We start from the raw sequence: 14128 nt of genomic DNA on the forward strand, positions 1-14128 counted from the left end.
CTTATGAACATTCAAACGACATTTTTCCGACGCCTGACATCCCCCCTTCGCAGAGGACTTTGCGCGGTGTCTGCCGCTTGCCTGTTTTTCGCGGGCAGCCCTGCCATTGCTGATGCGGTTACCTTGCCTGACATGCTTATCGGCGTCACTCAGGGCTTTCTTGAATTCACCGTAGAAGACTATCTGGCTACCAGTCAAACGGAAGGGCGTTATGAAATCGAGGTCAAGCAGCTCGATCCGCGCATGCACATGCCTATGTGCGACAAGGAATTGACAGCGTCGCTGGAGAGCCCGGCACGTCCTTTGGGGCGCGTAACCGTCAAGGTTCGCTGCGAAGGCGCCTCCCCCTGGACCGTGTTCGTACCCGCTCAAGTCCGCCTGTTTCGCCCGGTCGTGACCACCACTCGCCCGCTCAAGCGCGCCGGCATCATCGAGCCTCAGGACGTGACCCTGCGCGAGCATGATGTGAGCCTGATCAACCAGGGCTTCCTGACGTCGGTGGATGAGGCGATCGGGCAAAAATTAACCCGACCAACGGTCGCCGACCAAGTAATTACCCTGGTGCATCTGGAACAGGCGGAAGTCGTTCGCAAAGGCGATCAAGTGGTGATTACCGCCCGCAGCGGCACGCTCTCCGTGCGCATGCCGGGCGAGGCCCTGTCCAACGGTGGCCTGAAAGAACAGATTCGAGTGAAAAACCTCAATTCCCAACGGGTCATCAAGGCGCAGGTCATGGCGCCGGGCCAAGTGGAAGTGGCAATGTGAGCAACGATTGGAGCAATGACAGGAAAGCCTCGTGAGGGATCGCGCAGAAAACTGGCGCCAACCTGAGCTGTTCCCTAAACTGTGCCGCAGCAGGATCTGTGCGGCGCATGCAGGCTCATTGGTAAAAGAGCCTAAAGTTTTCCAGGGGATGGCCGAGAACATGGCAAGCGTCCAAATTCCCAGAGGTTTTTAACATGGTCATCGATTTCAGCCGTTTGAACAGCTCCTCGTCACTTACGGGCAGTACACGTACCAGCACGCCTAAGGAAACCGCCGAAACCGGTACTTCCGCGACGCTGAATACCCCGGCCGAACAGGCCAGTACCGCAAAAAGCGGGGAATCGGTACACCTCAGCAATGAGGCTCAACAGTTGCAGAAGGTCACTGACAAGCTGCGCGATCAGCCTGCCGTCGACAAAGCCCGCGTGGCCGAGTTGAAAGCAGCGATTGCCGATGGCAGCTATAAAGTCGACAGCAACCGTGTAGCCAGCAAACTGCTCAACTTCGAAGCCCAGCGCTAGGCCTCGGTCAGCGCCAGGCTTTTGGACGCTTAAAACCCAAGGCCAGCCATGCACGACACTACTTTATTGCAACTGATCACCGACGACTTTGCTCCAGCTCAACAATTGCTGGAGTTACTGCAATCCGAGTCCCTCGCCTTGCACGGTCGCGACATGCCGCTGCTGGAAGAAATTCTGGCGCGCAAACAGGCATTGATCATTCTGCTTGAGCAGCATGGCCGCAAACGCAGCGAAATCCTCGCCAGCCTCAATCTGTCGCTCGACCGTCAAGGCCTGGAACAACTGGCCAGCCAGTCGAGCATCGGCGAGCAGTTGCTGACCCAGAGCGACGTTCTGACCGATCTGATCGCCCAGTGCCAGGCGACCAATGCCAAAAATGGCCAGTCGATCGTGATTCAGCAGGCCGCCACGGCCAATCAGCTGAAAATCCTCACCGGCGGCGAGCCACCCGCGCTCTATGACGCCAGTGGCACCTTCTCCAAACTGCAGAAACCCCGCGCGCTCAGTCAGGCGTGATGCGTTCTTCTATGCTTGCGCCCTATCAACGCGCGAAACATGCTGGCAAAATACTGGCCAGCCGTAGTCAAATTTTGTCTGGAGATTGATTTAACGTGTCCAACGTCCTCAGCGCGGATGATTCTCCGCAGCCACCAAAGGTGCTCACCACGCCTCTGGAAATCTCCAGCAACCTGCGCCAGCTGCAAGAGAGCCACGATCCGCTGATCATCACCTTTCACGAACGCAGCCAGCGCTTCCAGAGCTACCTGATCAAGGTTGACCGGGATACCGCCACGATTGCCCTGGATGAAATGATCCCGCGCGATGGCGAACGCTTCCTGCTGGCGGGCGAGCCGTTCAAGGTCGAAGGTTTCCATGAAGGCGTACGCATTGCCTGGGAATGCAACGGCACGCTGGATATCAAGGAATCCGACGGTGACCGCTTTTACATTGGCGAGATGCCCACCGAAGTGGTCTATCACCAGCGCCGCAATGCCTTCCGCGCAGCGCTGAAGCTGACCGATCTGGTCAGCGTCGAACTGGGTGGCGAAAAGCTCAAGTCGCCGATCGGTGGCAAGTTGCTGGATATTTCCGCCACCGGCTGCAAGCTGCGTTTTGAAGGTGATATCACCGACCGCCTGCAACTGGGCCAGGTCTACGATCGCCTGATCGCCCCGCCGCTGTTCGGCAATCAGCCAACATCGGTCGAGCTGCGCTACCTGCACTTCGAAGAAAAACTCAACATCACCTTCGCCGGCCTGCGTTTTCACAACATCAGCGGCCCGGCGGCGCGTAACGTCGAACGTTTCGTCTATCAGCTGCAACGTGAAGCACGGCGTTTCGACAAAGACGATCTCTGATTCGTACGCACCATGAAAAACGGGCAGTCCCTTGCGGTGACTGCCCGTTTTTTTATGCCTGGTGTTTTTTCAGAATCAAGGCCTGGCGCCGCTGATGTCCGGCGCAGGATTGTCGTTGCCGGTCTCAGGCTCCACAGGTGACTCAGATTCAGGTGCGGACTCAGGTGCCGGTTCAGGCGCGACGTTATTCTGCATCTGCTCCTGCACCACTTGCTCATCGACCCGCGGATCGAGCGCGGCCACCAGCGGCGAACTGGACATGCTGTCCGGCATCGCCACGTGATGCAGCGGTGCGTCGTCGACCTGGTGCAGATTGGTCACGGCTTTCGGCCGGATGCGCCACACCAGCACCAGCGCGAAGAAGCTGAAGAACGCATACAGGCTCTGGCTACCGAACATTTTCATCAACACACCGGCCAACAACGGCCCGATGCTGGCGCCGACCCCGTAGGTCACCAATAGCATCGCCGTCAGCGAGACCCGCCGATCCCCTTCGACATGGTCGTTGGAGAACGCCACGGCCAGCGGGTACAGGCAGAACTGCACCAGCGAGCACAGGAAACCGACGCCGAACAAGACCTCCAGAGGCACCTGCGGCAGGATCGCCAGCGGCAACGCGGCTACGGCCAGAAACCCGGCAAAGCAACGGATCAGCAAGGCCCGGTCATAGCGGTCCGAGAGCCAGCCCAACGGCCACTGCACCAGCAGCCCGGCAAAAATGCAGGTACCCATGAACAGACCGACCTGTTCGGTGGACAACCCCTGCTGCGACGCATAGAGCGGCGCCAGACCGTAGAACGAACCGATGATCAAACCGGCACCGAGTACCGTACTCAACGACTGCGGTACGCGCTTGATGAAGAAGCGAGGTTCCATCGGTGCCGGATGCAGCGGCGCCGGGTGAATCCGTCGGGTCAGTGCCACCGGCACCAGACACAGGGCAAAACACAGGGCGACCAGCATCAGCAGTTCCAGGCCCAGCCCCGGGTGCATGACCAGAATCAGCTGACCGAGTACCAGCCCCAGGTACGAGGCGATCATGTAGCCGCTGAACACCACGCCGCGCTGGTTGGCGTCAGCCTGTTCGTTCAGCCAGCTCTCGATCACCATGTACTGGCACATCATGCCGAGGCCGACGATGGTCCGCAGCACCAGCCAGGCCGGCAACCAGTCCACCAGACCATGACCGAGCACCGCCGCGCCGACGATACCGGCACACGCCGAGTAAGCACGGATATGCCCGACCCGGGCAATCAACCGGTGACCGATCTTGCCGCCCAGCACCAGACCGAAATAGTTGGCCGCCATCAACGCACCGACCCACAGTCCGTCGACATGGTCGGCCGCCAGACGCAAAGCCAGATAAGTAGAAAGAAGGCCCGAGCCGATCAACATCATCAGCGAGGCGAAATACAGCGCTCGAAAGGATTTCCAGATTTGGCGCATCGGCGTTCCGAGCGGCTCCTTGCGGTGAGTATCGGGCTATCAAACGATAGCCCGATGGCGACAGTTCGTCAGGCCTGGGCAGCTAGAACACGCCGTTCCCAGGGAGTGATTTCATCAAAGAAACTGGTCAACTCCATGGTTTTCGAAGCGATGTAGCCTTCGATGAACTCCTTGCCGAACAGTTCCTTGGCCAACTGGCTGCGTTTCAGACGCTCAAGTGCAGCGTGCATCGTGCACGGCAGCGAAAGATTGTCCGGCACTTCGAATTCACCCTGGATCGGCGCGCTCGGTTCCAGCTCATGTTCGATACCGTGCAGACCGGCCGCCAGACTCGCGGCAATCGCCAGGTAAGGGTTGGCATCGGCGCCCGGCAAACGGTTCTCGACCCGACGGGCGACCGGCGAACTGGCCGGAATCCGCAAGCCCGCAGCGCGGTTGTCGTGAGACCAGCAAGCATTGTTCGGCGACGCAAACGGATGGCACAGACGCTGGTAGGAATTGACGTTCGGTGCAAACAGCGCGGTGAAGTCAGCCATGCCTGCCTGCTGCCCGCCGATGAAATGGCGGAACATCGCGGTCGGCTGACCGTTCTCATCGCTGAACACATTCTTGCCGCTGCCGATTTCGACGATGCTCTGGTGAATGTGCATCGAACTGCCCGGCGTGTGCGCCAGCGGCTTGGCCATGCAGACCACGGTCAGGCCATGCTTGAGCGCGACTTCCTTGAGCAAGTGCTTGAACAGGAAGGTCTGATCGGCCAGCAACAGCGGATCACCGTGCAGCAGGTTGATCTCGAACTGGCTGACGCCCATTTCGTGCATGAAGGTATCGCGCGGCAGGCCCAGGGCCGCCATGCATTTGTAGACTTCACTGAAGAACGGTCGCAGACCGTTGTTGGAGCTGACACTGAAGGCCGAGTGACCGTCCTCGCGACGACCGTCGAGACCGACTGGCGGCTGGAACGGTTGGGTCGGGTCAGTGTTCGGAGCGAACACAAAGAATTCGAGTTCAGTCGCCACCACCGGCGCCAGGCCGAGAGCTGCGTAGCGACCAATGACTTTCTTGAGCTGGCCACGGGTCGACAGGTTGGAGCTTTCGCCGGTCAGTTCGTCGGCATCACAGATGGCCAGCGCGCGCGGCTCCTGGCTCCACGGTAGAGGATGGATTTGCGCAGGGTCGGCCACCAGCGCCAGGTCGCCATCATCGCTGCCGTAGAACCGCGCAGCGGGATAGCCCCCCATGATGCATTGCAGCAGCACCCCCCGGGCCATCTGCAAACGCCGCCCTTCGAGGAAACCCTCGGCGGTCATTACCTTGCCTCGTGGTACGCCGTTCAAATCCGGCGTGACACATTCAATCTCATCAATGCCCGTCAATCGCTGCGCGAGTGAACGCTGGCCATCGGTTGTCATGACGCAATCCTTGTTATTGTGCGAGCCGCGAACGGCGACCCGGACAAAATAGGCTTCAGCTGTTCGGAATATCAAGCAGCGGCCAACAAAAAGACTTCGAGTCGATGAATCCGTGATTCAGGGCAGGTAAATACTGAACACGCCGCCGCCCAGTGGCCCGCCATTGCGAATCTCGGTCCGGCCGCCGACACCGTTGCGCTGATGCAGTGCCGCAATGCGCCCGGCGAAGTACAGACCGAGGCCGGTACTGCCGCTGCTGTGATTGATGCCCTGCACATAATCGGCCTGGCGCTCGAGCATCTCGACCGGGTAACCGGGGCCATCGTCATTGATGCTCAGAACCAGCTGCCCGGCCTCGTCGCTGACAGTGATCAGCAGCGATTCACGGGCGTAACGGATCGCGTTGTTGATGCAGTTGCCGAGCACCGAGGCGATCAGTTCCCGGTCGAAGAAACCCAGGGGGCTGAGCGGGTCGACTTCGTATGTGGCGATGATTCCACGACTGGCGAAAACCTCTTGATGAGCCGCCAGTTGCGCCTCGATGAAATCGTCCAGCTCGTGGTAGGCCGGCTGCAACGGCATCTGGTTGACCCCGAGCTTGTACAGCCCGAGCAACTGCACCAGCATGCCGTTGAGGTGAGCGAACTCGAAGTCGATCACGCCCTGCTCCGGCACCTTGCGCTGAGCCTCGGGCAGACGCGCCAGCCATTGGCTGTGGGCCTGCATCAACATGGCCAGAGAGTTCTTCATGTCGTGCACGGTGGAGGCAATCACCGTGGAAAAATCCAGTGCCTGCTCGTCTTGGTTCATTCGCCAAACGCCTTGCTTTTCAGCTTCTGATAACGCGGATAACGCGCGTCGGTGTCGGGCATCATGCCCACCAGTTTCAGGCAGGCCCGACATTCTTCCAGCTCCGCCGACGGCACACTGGTGTCGGTGCCGTGCAGCAGCGACTGCGCCATGTTCAGCGCAATACTGATGTTCTTCGGTTGCATCTTCAGCGCCTTGCGGAACACCTCGCGGGCCTCCACCAGGTTGCCGGTCTTGTACACGCGCACGCCCTGACGGTTGAGGTCGGCGGCGGCATTGCTGGAGCTGAGAATAGTCGGGTCGTCGGTGAGCTTGGCGATGTCTTTCATCACCGTCGGGTCATCGCCGTAGATTTCCGCGCAGCTCTTGAGCATCGACGTGCCCGCCTCGGCCTGGCCGAGCATCTGCAATTGCTTGGCGACCAGCAGCGCGGCTTCGGGGCTCATGAACTGCTCCATGCCGTCGAGACGCATCAGCGCTTGTTCGGTGAGTTTCTCGGCAGTTTCGGCGTCGTTGAGCAGCAGACTGGTGGCCTTCATCAGACGCGCACGAATCTGCAGGCCCGGGTCGGTCGGGTTCTCCTTGGCCACGGCGCTGAGGGTGGTGTTGATCTCCAGTCGCGTGCGGGTATCGAGGCCTTTCTCGCTGCCCTTGCTGATCAGCGCATGGGCCAGGCCCAGATTGCTCTCCGGGTCCTTGAAGCGCGACTGCGCGCCTTGGGACACGGCCTGACGGTAGGCCCGCGACGCCGTGTCGAAATCCTCGTTGGCCATCGCCAGTTTGCCGAGCAGTGCCTGGCGACGTACCGCCAGCGGCGACAGACGGATCGCCTCTTCCAGCACCTGTTGCGCGCCCTTGGTGTCGCCTTCAGCCACTAGGACATCCGCCATGCCGTCGTACAGCGCCGGCATCATCGGGAACACCTTCAGGGCTTTTTCATACACGCCTTTGGCCTGGGCAATCTGACCGCGCTTGAACAGCAACTTGCCCAGACCGGCAAATGCCCATGGCAGCGGTCGGTCGGCGATGATGCTGTCATACAGCCGCTCGAGTGCTTCGTTCTGATTCATGTCGCGCAAGGCATCGGCGCGGTAACGCAGGCACAGCGGCGAATAGCGGATGTCCTGTTTGCACAGGGCGATGCAGGCGTTGAGCACTTCGACCGGTTTGCCACGGTCGAGGGCTTGCAGAATCGGCTTGAGCAGGGTCTTGCGCTGCTCCAGACGCTCCAGGCGCTGGGCCAGGCCGATGCGGTTGAACGGCTTGGTCAGGTACGCATCCGGCTCGTGCTCCAGGGCACTGAGCACCATCGCCTGACTGGTCTCGGCGGTGACCATCACAAACACCGCTTCGTGACTGATCAGCTTGTCCACCATCAGGTCTTCCAGCACCTGCTGACCGTTTTTCTTGCCGTCACCGAGGTGGAAGTCCTGGAGGATGAAGTGATAGGACTTCTGCGCGCACATTTTCAGCGCCTGCTCACCGGTGTCGGCGGTGTCCACGTCCTTGACGCCCAGCTCGCGCAACATCGAGCGTACGGAACTGCGGAAATCCGAGAAATCATCGACGATCAGAAAACTCTTTTGGTGATACGACAGCATCGAGGATTTCCAGGCAATTGAAGAGGATGGACCGAGGGCAAATTTCAGGCGCGCAGATGATAGCTGCCGGCCAAATGCTATCAAGCGATTTCGTGCGACTCTGAAGTCACCGAATGGGTTATCGGCCGGATCAACGGTTCTCTTGAAGCGGGGCTTCAAGATTCGTTGTACAGCGATTACCCTGCGCACCTGCTCTCACCCTCCTACTTCAAGGTTTTCATCGTGTACATCAAAGGACGCTACATCGTGTCGGCCTGTGCACTGCTGTTTTTCCAGCAGGCACAGGCGAGCGGAATGGACTGCACAAAGGCTGCGAGTGTTGTGGAAACCACCATTTGTGCGAACAAGCCTCTGTATGAGCTGGATGCGCAGATGGCCTCGATTTATGGGCGGTTAATCAGGGCTATTGCGCCGGGACAGGCCGGGATCAAGACTGCCCAGCGCGAGTGGCTGAAGACAAGGGAAGCGTGCGGCGAAGATGTGGATTGCCTGAATCGGAGCTATTCACATCGCATAGAAGGATTGCATGCGCAGTGGATCGACGCCGTCGCCTATCAACCTGACGACACCGACAAACAGGTCATGCAAGATCTGCAACAACGCATTCGCGCCGCGACCAAGGTCAAACCGGAGTTCGCCCTGGAACGGGCGCTGGGTTCTCTCACGATCAGCAAGGGTCAAACCTCATTCGATGGCGATCCAAATGATGACCCGTCCGAGGATCACACACTGTTTCCCAAAACCATTCCCAAGGGTGTCACACAGGATGAATGGAAGGCGCTGACCGCATCAGGACTCGAAGCAGATGCAGAGCAAGGTCGGGCCAGTTACACACTTGTGGATCTGGACGGTGACGGTCAACGCGACTTACTCATTGCAACCTACACCGGCGGCACCGGCCTGTTCACGTTCTATGAAACCTTTCGCCGTGATGGAGAGCGGTTTACTCGCCGATTGACGCCTTATGATCCTGAATCAGGCGCTGGCAGCTCGTTGTTTTCCGTTAGTGAACGCGGAGCCGAACAATGGGCAAGCTGGATCAAGTCTCACGGGAGAACGTATCTCGCCTTCCGCAATGGCTCATACGGTGTTGATGAGCTGTACTTGATCAATCCCCTGAAGATCAATCGTCAGATACCAACAATTACGGTTCGGTACGACTACCAACTGACCGTGCCCCACAACCAAAACCGCGAGAACGACAATACCGCCTACAAGCTTCAACCAGGTTTGCAAAAGACGCTCAGCCAAGCGTTGACCAAATCGAACGCTGGCAAACCACAGCAGCCGAGCGAGCATAAAGGCCCTCTCTGCCCCATTCCTGCATCGGGAGAAGGCGACGATACCTACTACAGCTATGGTGCCGGCTACTACGTAGACGAACCTGTGACCGATATGCCGGTGATCATCGGCAAAGAGTGCTACATCGCAAGATTGATCAATTGGTATGGGCGTTACGGCGATAAAGACGGGCTGTATGCAAAGTTGATGTTGCGCAAGCCTGGGTCGACGGATCCGGAGCAGAGTTACTCGGTCAAAGGACGTCGACATGTGACGCAGGTCAGTTCCGAGATCAGTACTCGCGGAGCCGAGCTTTTCTAGCAGTTGATTCTGCGCCGCCGAGAGCCACAAAAAAGCCCCGCCAGATCACTCTGCGCGGGGCTTTTGAATATGTGGTGTCCCAGGGCAGGTTCGAACTGCCAACCTTCCCCTTAGGAGGGGGATGCTCTATCCAATTGAGCTACTGAGACACAGGACTGTCGGTGCAACAGACGGCGTGCATGTTAACGGCCAAGCCCTGATTTGTCATGTCGTCCGCAGGGCTTTTTAAGTGTAGGCAGGCGCCCTGCAATGCAGTCGGACGTTTTATCGTGCAATTTGCACCCCTCCAAAAAGCCATCATTGCAGAATGCAATCCACGCCCTGCTAAAAACCCTGCTAAATGCTTGTTTTTAAAGGACTTGGCAGCGGTTAGACTAGTGGCACGACGGCTGCTTCAGTCATTCTTATAAAAGAACAACTGGAGAACCGCCTCATGAACCGCGTCCTCTTGCTCGCCAACGCAATCGCCCTGATGGTTCTGGTGGGGTTTCAATTCGTTCCCCAGCACAGTGAGGCAGTAGCCCAGCGCATGCCGCATTACCTGCAAGTACAGAAGGCGCCACAGTGGGCGGTGCTGAGCGATCAGCACAGCGTTGTTGCGCAAGATGTCAGCGAGTCAGATCAGGCACAGACGACACCGATGTCCGAACGCCTGGTGTTTTGAATCATTTTCGGAGTACAGCATGTCCAAATCCGCCCTGGGGTTGTTGATCCTCGCTTTCTTGAGCGGTGTTTTGCATTTCTCGCTGTTCGAAGAGACGGAAATCTCTTTGCCCCTGATTGGCTGCGGCGTTTTCGCTGTGCTGTTTACGCTGGCCCTGGTTGCCGGGCGCAAGATCAAGTTTGATCCGGTACTGCGTTGAGCCTGACCAGATCCAGCAGATGACCAACGGCATCGGCCAGGTCGCCCGAGTTGTCGATCAGATGCACAGTCATGTCAGTTGAACGCCTTTCCTTGAACAGCGCATTGCGAGCGAGCCTGGCATCGATCTGTTCAGACGTCTCCCGGCCACGCCTGAGCAAGCGCTCACGCAACACATCATCGCGAACGGTCAGCAACACTGGCACCAATGTCGGGTAGCCTTCCAGCGCTTGTCGAAGGTTCGCCCGAGAGCCGTTGACCAGCACATGCTTCCCGGCTTTCAACCATTGGTCCATTTCCACCGGAATTCCGTAAGAGAGGCCGTTGGCTTGCCACGCGAGAGAAAAATCCCCGGCGCGCTGACGCTGTTCGAACTCTTGCGGCGTCACACCGATCGCATCCTCGCCCACCGATTCAGCCGAACGCGTGATCACCCGCCGCATCACTTCGCAGTTCAACGCATGTAATGGCTCACGCGCAGCCTCGATCAGACTGTCCTTGCCGGAACCGGATGGCCCCATGAGATAAATCAGCCTGCCATCCATCCTGAAAACGCCCTCCGGCGGGCATTTGCCCCTAGTAAATCGGCCATTTGCCACTATCCTGTACAAGGTAAGGAACAAGGATTCTAGCCGCATAGCATGCACGGTCTGACGTCTTCGGGCATCTGTTCGTGCGCTTCAGGACGCGGTCAGCGATACGGGCCGACGCATTCTTTTCAAACCAGTCCGCATTTCTGATAATTGGTGCTGGCATTACGCCTTTACCCGGATCAATATTTGTCACAGAATTGACGCCAATGATCTGGCAATTTTGAGGCATGATGCGAGCCTCTTAACAATTCAGGTTGAACCATTTGGCGCGGATGCTTGTCCTACGACTCATCCTGCGGCCAATCCCGAGAACCGCTCCCCTGAACTAACCGGTTAAATATATGCGCCCATTGAAACAGGCAATTTATTCCAGCCGTACGGCTGACAAGTTCGTCGTACGTCTGCCAGACGGAATGCGTGAACGCATTGCCGAGGTGGCTCGCAATCATCATCGCAGCATGAACTCCGAGATCATTGCGCGCCTTGAGCAGAGTCTTATTCAGGAAGGTGCACTGGGCGAAGAGCTGAGCATGCGCCTCGACAGCCCGGAGCTTTCGCTGCACGAACGCGAGTTGTTGCAACGCTTCCGTCAACTCTCCCATCGCCAGCAGAACGCGCTGGTTTCTCTGATCGCCCACGACGCCGAAATGGCCGCAGACGCATCCTGAGTCAAACCGAACATCTCAAGCCAGCATGAATGCTGGCTTTTTTTTGCTCGCCATTCTGGCTTTTCAAGGACGAAAAAAAGCCCGCCAATCGGCGGGCTGTTTCGATACGGACAATCAGAGCAGGAATATCGTCGCCAATCCCAGGAAGATGAAGAAGCCACCACTGTCGGTCATGGCCGTGATCATCACGCTGGCGCCCATCGCCGGATCGCGGCCCATCTTGGCCAGGGTCATCGGGATCAACACCCCCATCAACGCTGCCAGCAGCAGGTTCAACGTCATGGCGGCGGTCATCACCACGCCCAGCGACCAGCTGCCATAGAGCAAGTAAGCCACCACACCGATCACACCACCCCAGACCAGGCCGTTGATCAAGGCTACGGCGAGCTCCTTGCGCATCAGGCGCGACGTGTTGCCGGTGCTGACCTGATCGAGCGCCATGGCGCGAACGATCATGGTGATCGTCTGGTTGCCGGAGTTGCCGCCAATGCCCGCCACAATCGGCATCAGGGCCGCCAGCGCCACCAGCTTCTCGATCGAGCCCTCGAACAGGCCGATCACCCGCGACGCAACGAATGCCGTGATCAGGTTGATCGCCAGCCACGCCCAACGGTTGCGCAGGGATTTCCAGACCGACGCGAAAATGTCTTCCTCTTCACGCAGACCCGCCATGTTGAGGACTTCGCTTTCGCTCTCCTCACGAATCAGGTCGACCATTTCGTCGATGGTCAGACGGCCGATCAGCTTGCCGTTCTTGTCGACCACCGGGGCCGAGATCAAGTCGTAACGTTCGAACGCCTGAGCAGCGTCATAGGCGTCTTCGTCCGGGTGGAAACTCACCGGATCGCTGGCCATCACTTCGGAAACCTGCTTCTCCGGATCATTGACCAGCAAACGCTTGATCGGCAGCACGCCCTTGAGCACGCCGTCGTAATCGACCACGAACAGTTTGTCGGTATGGCCCGGCAGCTCTTTGAGGCGGCGCAGGTAACGCAGAACCACTTCAAGACTGACATCCTCACGGATGGTCACCATCTCGAAGTCCATCAGCGCACCGACCTGCTCCTCGTCATAGGAAAGGGCCGAACGCACACGCTCGCGTTGTTGCTGATCCAGGGTCTCCATCAGCTCATGGACGACGTCTCGCGGCAGCTCGGAGGCCAGATCAGCAAGTTCGTCGGCATCCATGTCCTTGGCGGCAGCCAGGAGCTCGTGATCGTCCATGTCGGCGATCAGCGTTTCACGGACGGAGTCGGATACTTCGAGAAGAATGTCGCCGTCGCGATCAGCCTTGACCAACTGCCAGAGCGTCAGACGATCGTCCAGCGGCAGGGCTTCAAGAATGTAGGCAACGTCGGCGGAGTGCAGATCATCGAGCTTGCGTTGCAGCTCGACGAGATTTTGCCGGTGGACCAGGTTCTCGACCCGGTCATGATGTGCGCCTTCCTGGCGGTGAGTCAGGTCTTCGACGACCCGTTGGCGCTGCAGCAGCTCAACGACCTGAGCCAGGCGATCCTGCAGGCTTTCCTGTGTTTTCTTTACTTCGATTTCGGACATAGGCGAACTCCACTCCCAGCAGCGGGGCACGCCGGAAGGATCAATCAGTCAATTCATGATTGGTAAAACGGGGTACTGAGTAACTACTGGGTAAGTCCATGGAGGTTTTCCATAAGCCCCGGCGGGGCTGACGGGCGCAATGATACACCGCCTGACGGTTTTAAACGTTAAAAATCTAGGCTGAAACAAGCGCTTGCGAGACAAACCTGAGCGCTGTCCTGACTCTTCAGACTGCGACGACTCATCCTGAAAAGAAAACACACCGACGGTGAAAAAACTGCCGGCTACGCTTGAGGAGGAACGTCATGGAGGACGCCGAATGCCATCGAAAACATCCCGATTCATGCTGACCACCCTGCTCTGCCTCCCACCCACAGGGAACGCAACGACACTTCATCGCTGCGAAGCCCCTGACGGCAGCCTCACCTTCACGACACTGAGCTGCGCGAACGATGAGCATCTTTCACTTCAGGAGGTACGCCCCTACTCGCCTGGCTCGACGGTGGCACTGATGCCCGAAGCCCGGCACGAAGAAATATCCGGTATGAATATCAGAAAACGCGAAATGGCCGTCGTAGGGCGCACCCAGGACAAATGCGGAGATCTGATCGACGCGCGACAGAAGCGCGAAGCAATCATCAATCAACGAATCATCGCCGGCATGAGCCAACAGGACGTTGAAAGCGCCCTGGGCAAACCCGACAAGGTGAGCATTCGCAATTCGGCAACGAGCTATCGTTACGACCTCAAGCGAGGTCGCAGTGCTCAAGTCGATTTTGATGAAAAAGGATGCGTGACGGGAAAAGCCAAATCCCGGACAGCAAAAAGCCCGCGTTAAACGCGGGCTTTCTGGTATATGGTGCACTCGACAGGATTCGAACCTGTGACCGCTCGGTTCGTAGCCGAGTACTCTATCCAGCTGAGCTACGAGTG

Annotated in this window: 15 protein-coding genes and 1 tRNA gene; 9 read left to right on the top strand and 7 right to left on the bottom strand. The window is 58.3% G+C overall.

All coding sequences use genetic code 11. The features are described 5' to 3' along the window. Positions 1 to 3 precede the first annotated feature (3 nt). From flgA to AC1RME_RS16195, 4 genes are all read left to right on the top strand, one after another. Positions 4 to 765, top strand: a complete 762-nt coding sequence (flgA, locus tag AC1RME_RS16180; protein ID WP_096818067.1) for a flagellar basal body P-ring formation chaperone FlgA — start codon at positions 4 to 6, stop codon at positions 763 to 765. Positions 766 to 959: 194 nt separating this feature from the next. Next, positions 960 to 1286: a flagellar biosynthesis anti-sigma factor FlgM gene (flgM, locus tag AC1RME_RS16185; protein WP_096818069.1), complete on the top strand. Its 327-nt coding sequence runs from the start codon at positions 960 to 962 to the stop codon at positions 1284 to 1286. A gap of 48 nt (positions 1287 to 1334) precedes the next feature. Beyond that, complete coding sequence (locus AC1RME_RS16190; RefSeq protein ID WP_096818071.1) at positions 1335 to 1802, top strand: flagella synthesis protein FlgN; 468 nt, start codon at positions 1335 to 1337, stop codon at positions 1800 to 1802. Between the two features lie 95 nt (positions 1803 to 1897). Beyond that, positions 1898 to 2644, top strand: a complete 747-nt coding sequence (locus AC1RME_RS16195; RefSeq protein ID WP_096818072.1) for a flagellar brake protein — start codon at positions 1898 to 1900, stop codon at positions 2642 to 2644. Between the two features lie 75 nt (positions 2645 to 2719). Here the strand turns inward: AC1RME_RS16195 and AC1RME_RS16200 are convergent, their stop codons facing one another. From AC1RME_RS16200 to AC1RME_RS16215, 4 genes are all read right to left on the bottom strand, one after another. Next, positions 2720 to 4090, bottom strand: coding sequence for an MFS transporter (locus AC1RME_RS16200; RefSeq protein WP_096818074.1), 1371 nt, complete (start codon positions 4088 to 4090; stop codon positions 2720 to 2722). A 68-nt stretch (positions 4091 to 4158) separates the two neighbouring features. Then, on the bottom strand, positions 4159 to 5400 hold the full coding sequence (locus tag AC1RME_RS16205; protein WP_493091597.1) for a glutamine synthetase family protein: 1242 nt from the start codon (positions 5398 to 5400) through the stop codon (positions 4159 to 4161). Positions 5401 to 5619: 219 nt separating this feature from the next. Further along, positions 5620 to 6312 (bottom strand): sensor histidine kinase, encoded by a 693-nt coding sequence (locus AC1RME_RS16210; protein ID WP_096818078.1) that lies wholly within the window; start codon positions 6310 to 6312, stop codon positions 5620 to 5622. Continuing rightward, on the bottom strand, positions 6309 to 7913 hold the full coding sequence (locus AC1RME_RS16215; protein ID WP_192558748.1) for a tetratricopeptide repeat-containing response regulator: 1605 nt from the start codon (positions 7911 to 7913) through the stop codon (positions 6309 to 6311). The genes AC1RME_RS16210 and AC1RME_RS16215 overlap by 4 nt, the downstream gene beginning before the upstream one ends. A gap of 222 nt (positions 7914 to 8135) precedes the next feature. Here AC1RME_RS16215 and AC1RME_RS16220 point away from each other — a divergent pair, with 222 nt between their 5' ends. Continuing rightward, on the top strand, positions 8136 to 9515 hold the full coding sequence (locus AC1RME_RS16220) for a lysozyme inhibitor LprI family protein (protein ID WP_493091555.1): 1380 nt from the start codon (positions 8136 to 8138) through the stop codon (positions 9513 to 9515). 72 nt (positions 9516 to 9587) lie between these two features. Here the strand turns inward: AC1RME_RS16220 and AC1RME_RS16225 are convergent. Further along, positions 9588 to 9664 (bottom strand) — tRNA-Arg (locus AC1RME_RS16225). Positions 9665 to 9948: 284 nt separating this feature from the next. Between AC1RME_RS16225 and AC1RME_RS16230 the strand changes: the two genes are divergently transcribed. Next, the gene (locus AC1RME_RS16230) at positions 9949 to 10179 is read left to right on the top strand and encodes a hypothetical protein (protein WP_096818080.1); all 231 of its coding nucleotides are present in this window, start codon (positions 9949 to 9951) and stop codon (positions 10177 to 10179) included. Positions 10180 to 10198: 19 nt separating this feature from the next. Next, on the top strand, positions 10199 to 10378 hold the full coding sequence (locus AC1RME_RS16235) for a PA3371 family protein (protein WP_096818082.1): 180 nt from the start codon (positions 10199 to 10201) through the stop codon (positions 10376 to 10378). Here the strand turns inward: AC1RME_RS16235 and phnN are convergent. Further along, positions 10353 to 10922, bottom strand: coding sequence for a phosphonate metabolism protein/1,5-bisphosphokinase (PRPP-forming) PhnN (phnN, locus tag AC1RME_RS16240; protein ID WP_493091556.1), 570 nt, complete (start codon positions 10920 to 10922; stop codon positions 10353 to 10355). The genes AC1RME_RS16235 and phnN overlap by 26 nt on opposite strands. A 389-nt stretch (positions 10923 to 11311) precedes the next feature. Here phnN and AC1RME_RS16245 point away from each other — a divergent pair, with 389 nt between their 5' ends. Further along, the gene (locus tag AC1RME_RS16245) at positions 11312 to 11638 is read left to right on the top strand and encodes an Arc family DNA-binding protein (RefSeq protein WP_003178899.1); all 327 of its coding nucleotides are present in this window, start codon (positions 11312 to 11314) and stop codon (positions 11636 to 11638) included. Positions 11639 to 11752: 114 nt separating this feature from the next. Here AC1RME_RS16245 and mgtE read toward each other — a convergent pair whose 3' ends face one another. After that, positions 11753 to 13195: a magnesium transporter gene (gene mgtE / locus AC1RME_RS16250; RefSeq protein ID WP_085730362.1), complete on the bottom strand. Its 1443-nt coding sequence runs from the start codon at positions 13193 to 13195 to the stop codon at positions 11753 to 11755. 319 nt (positions 13196 to 13514) lie between these two features. On the opposite strand from mgtE, the gene AC1RME_RS16255 reads away from it, so the two are divergent. Next, the gene (locus AC1RME_RS16255) at positions 13515 to 14033 is read left to right on the top strand and encodes a cell envelope protein SmpA (protein ID WP_096818088.1); all 519 of its coding nucleotides are present in this window, start codon (positions 13515 to 13517) and stop codon (positions 14031 to 14033) included. Positions 14034 to 14128 lie beyond the last annotated feature (95 nt).

This window comes from Pseudomonas sp. GW822-FHT03F08 (assembly GCF_058801265.1).

Excerpts from the sequence above, each read along its gene's own strand:
- flgA (WP_096818067.1), top strand. The coding sequence starts at position 4 with ATGAACATTCAAACGACATTTTTCCGACGCCTGACATCCCCCCTTCGC.
- flgM (WP_096818069.1), top strand. The coding sequence starts at position 960 with ATGGTCATCGATTTCAGCCGTTTGAACAGCTCCTCGTCACTTACGGGC.
- AC1RME_RS16190 (WP_096818071.1), top strand. The coding sequence starts at position 1,335 with ATGCACGACACTACTTTATTGCAACTGATCACCGACGACTTTGCTCCA.
- AC1RME_RS16200 (WP_096818074.1), bottom strand. The coding sequence starts at position 4,090 with ATGCGCCAAATCTGGAAATCCTTTCGAGCGCTGTATTTCGCCTCGCTG.
- AC1RME_RS16205 (WP_493091597.1), bottom strand. The coding sequence starts at position 5,400 with ATGACCGCCGAGGGTTTCCTCGAAGGGCGGCGTTTGCAGATGGCCCGG.
- AC1RME_RS16210 (WP_096818078.1), bottom strand. The coding sequence starts at position 6,312 with ATGAACCAAGACGAGCAGGCACTGGATTTTTCCACGGTGATTGCCTCC.
- AC1RME_RS16215 (WP_192558748.1), bottom strand. The coding sequence starts at position 7,913 with ATGCTGTCGTATCACCAAAAGAGTTTTCTGATCGTCGATGATTTCTCG.
- AC1RME_RS16230 (WP_096818080.1), top strand. The coding sequence starts at position 9,949 with ATGAACCGCGTCCTCTTGCTCGCCAACGCAATCGCCCTGATGGTTCTG.
- AC1RME_RS16235 (WP_096818082.1), top strand. The coding sequence starts at position 10,199 with ATGTCCAAATCCGCCCTGGGGTTGTTGATCCTCGCTTTCTTGAGCGGT.
- phnN (WP_493091556.1), bottom strand. The coding sequence starts at position 10,922 with ATGGATGGCAGGCTGATTTATCTCATGGGGCCATCCGGTTCCGGCAAG.
- AC1RME_RS16245 (WP_003178899.1), top strand. The coding sequence starts at position 11,312 with ATGCGCCCATTGAAACAGGCAATTTATTCCAGCCGTACGGCTGACAAG.
- mgtE (WP_085730362.1), bottom strand. The coding sequence starts at position 13,195 with ATGTCCGAAATCGAAGTAAAGAAAACACAGGAAAGCCTGCAGGATCGC.
- AC1RME_RS16255 (WP_096818088.1), top strand. The coding sequence starts at position 13,515 with ATGCCATCGAAAACATCCCGATTCATGCTGACCACCCTGCTCTGCCTC.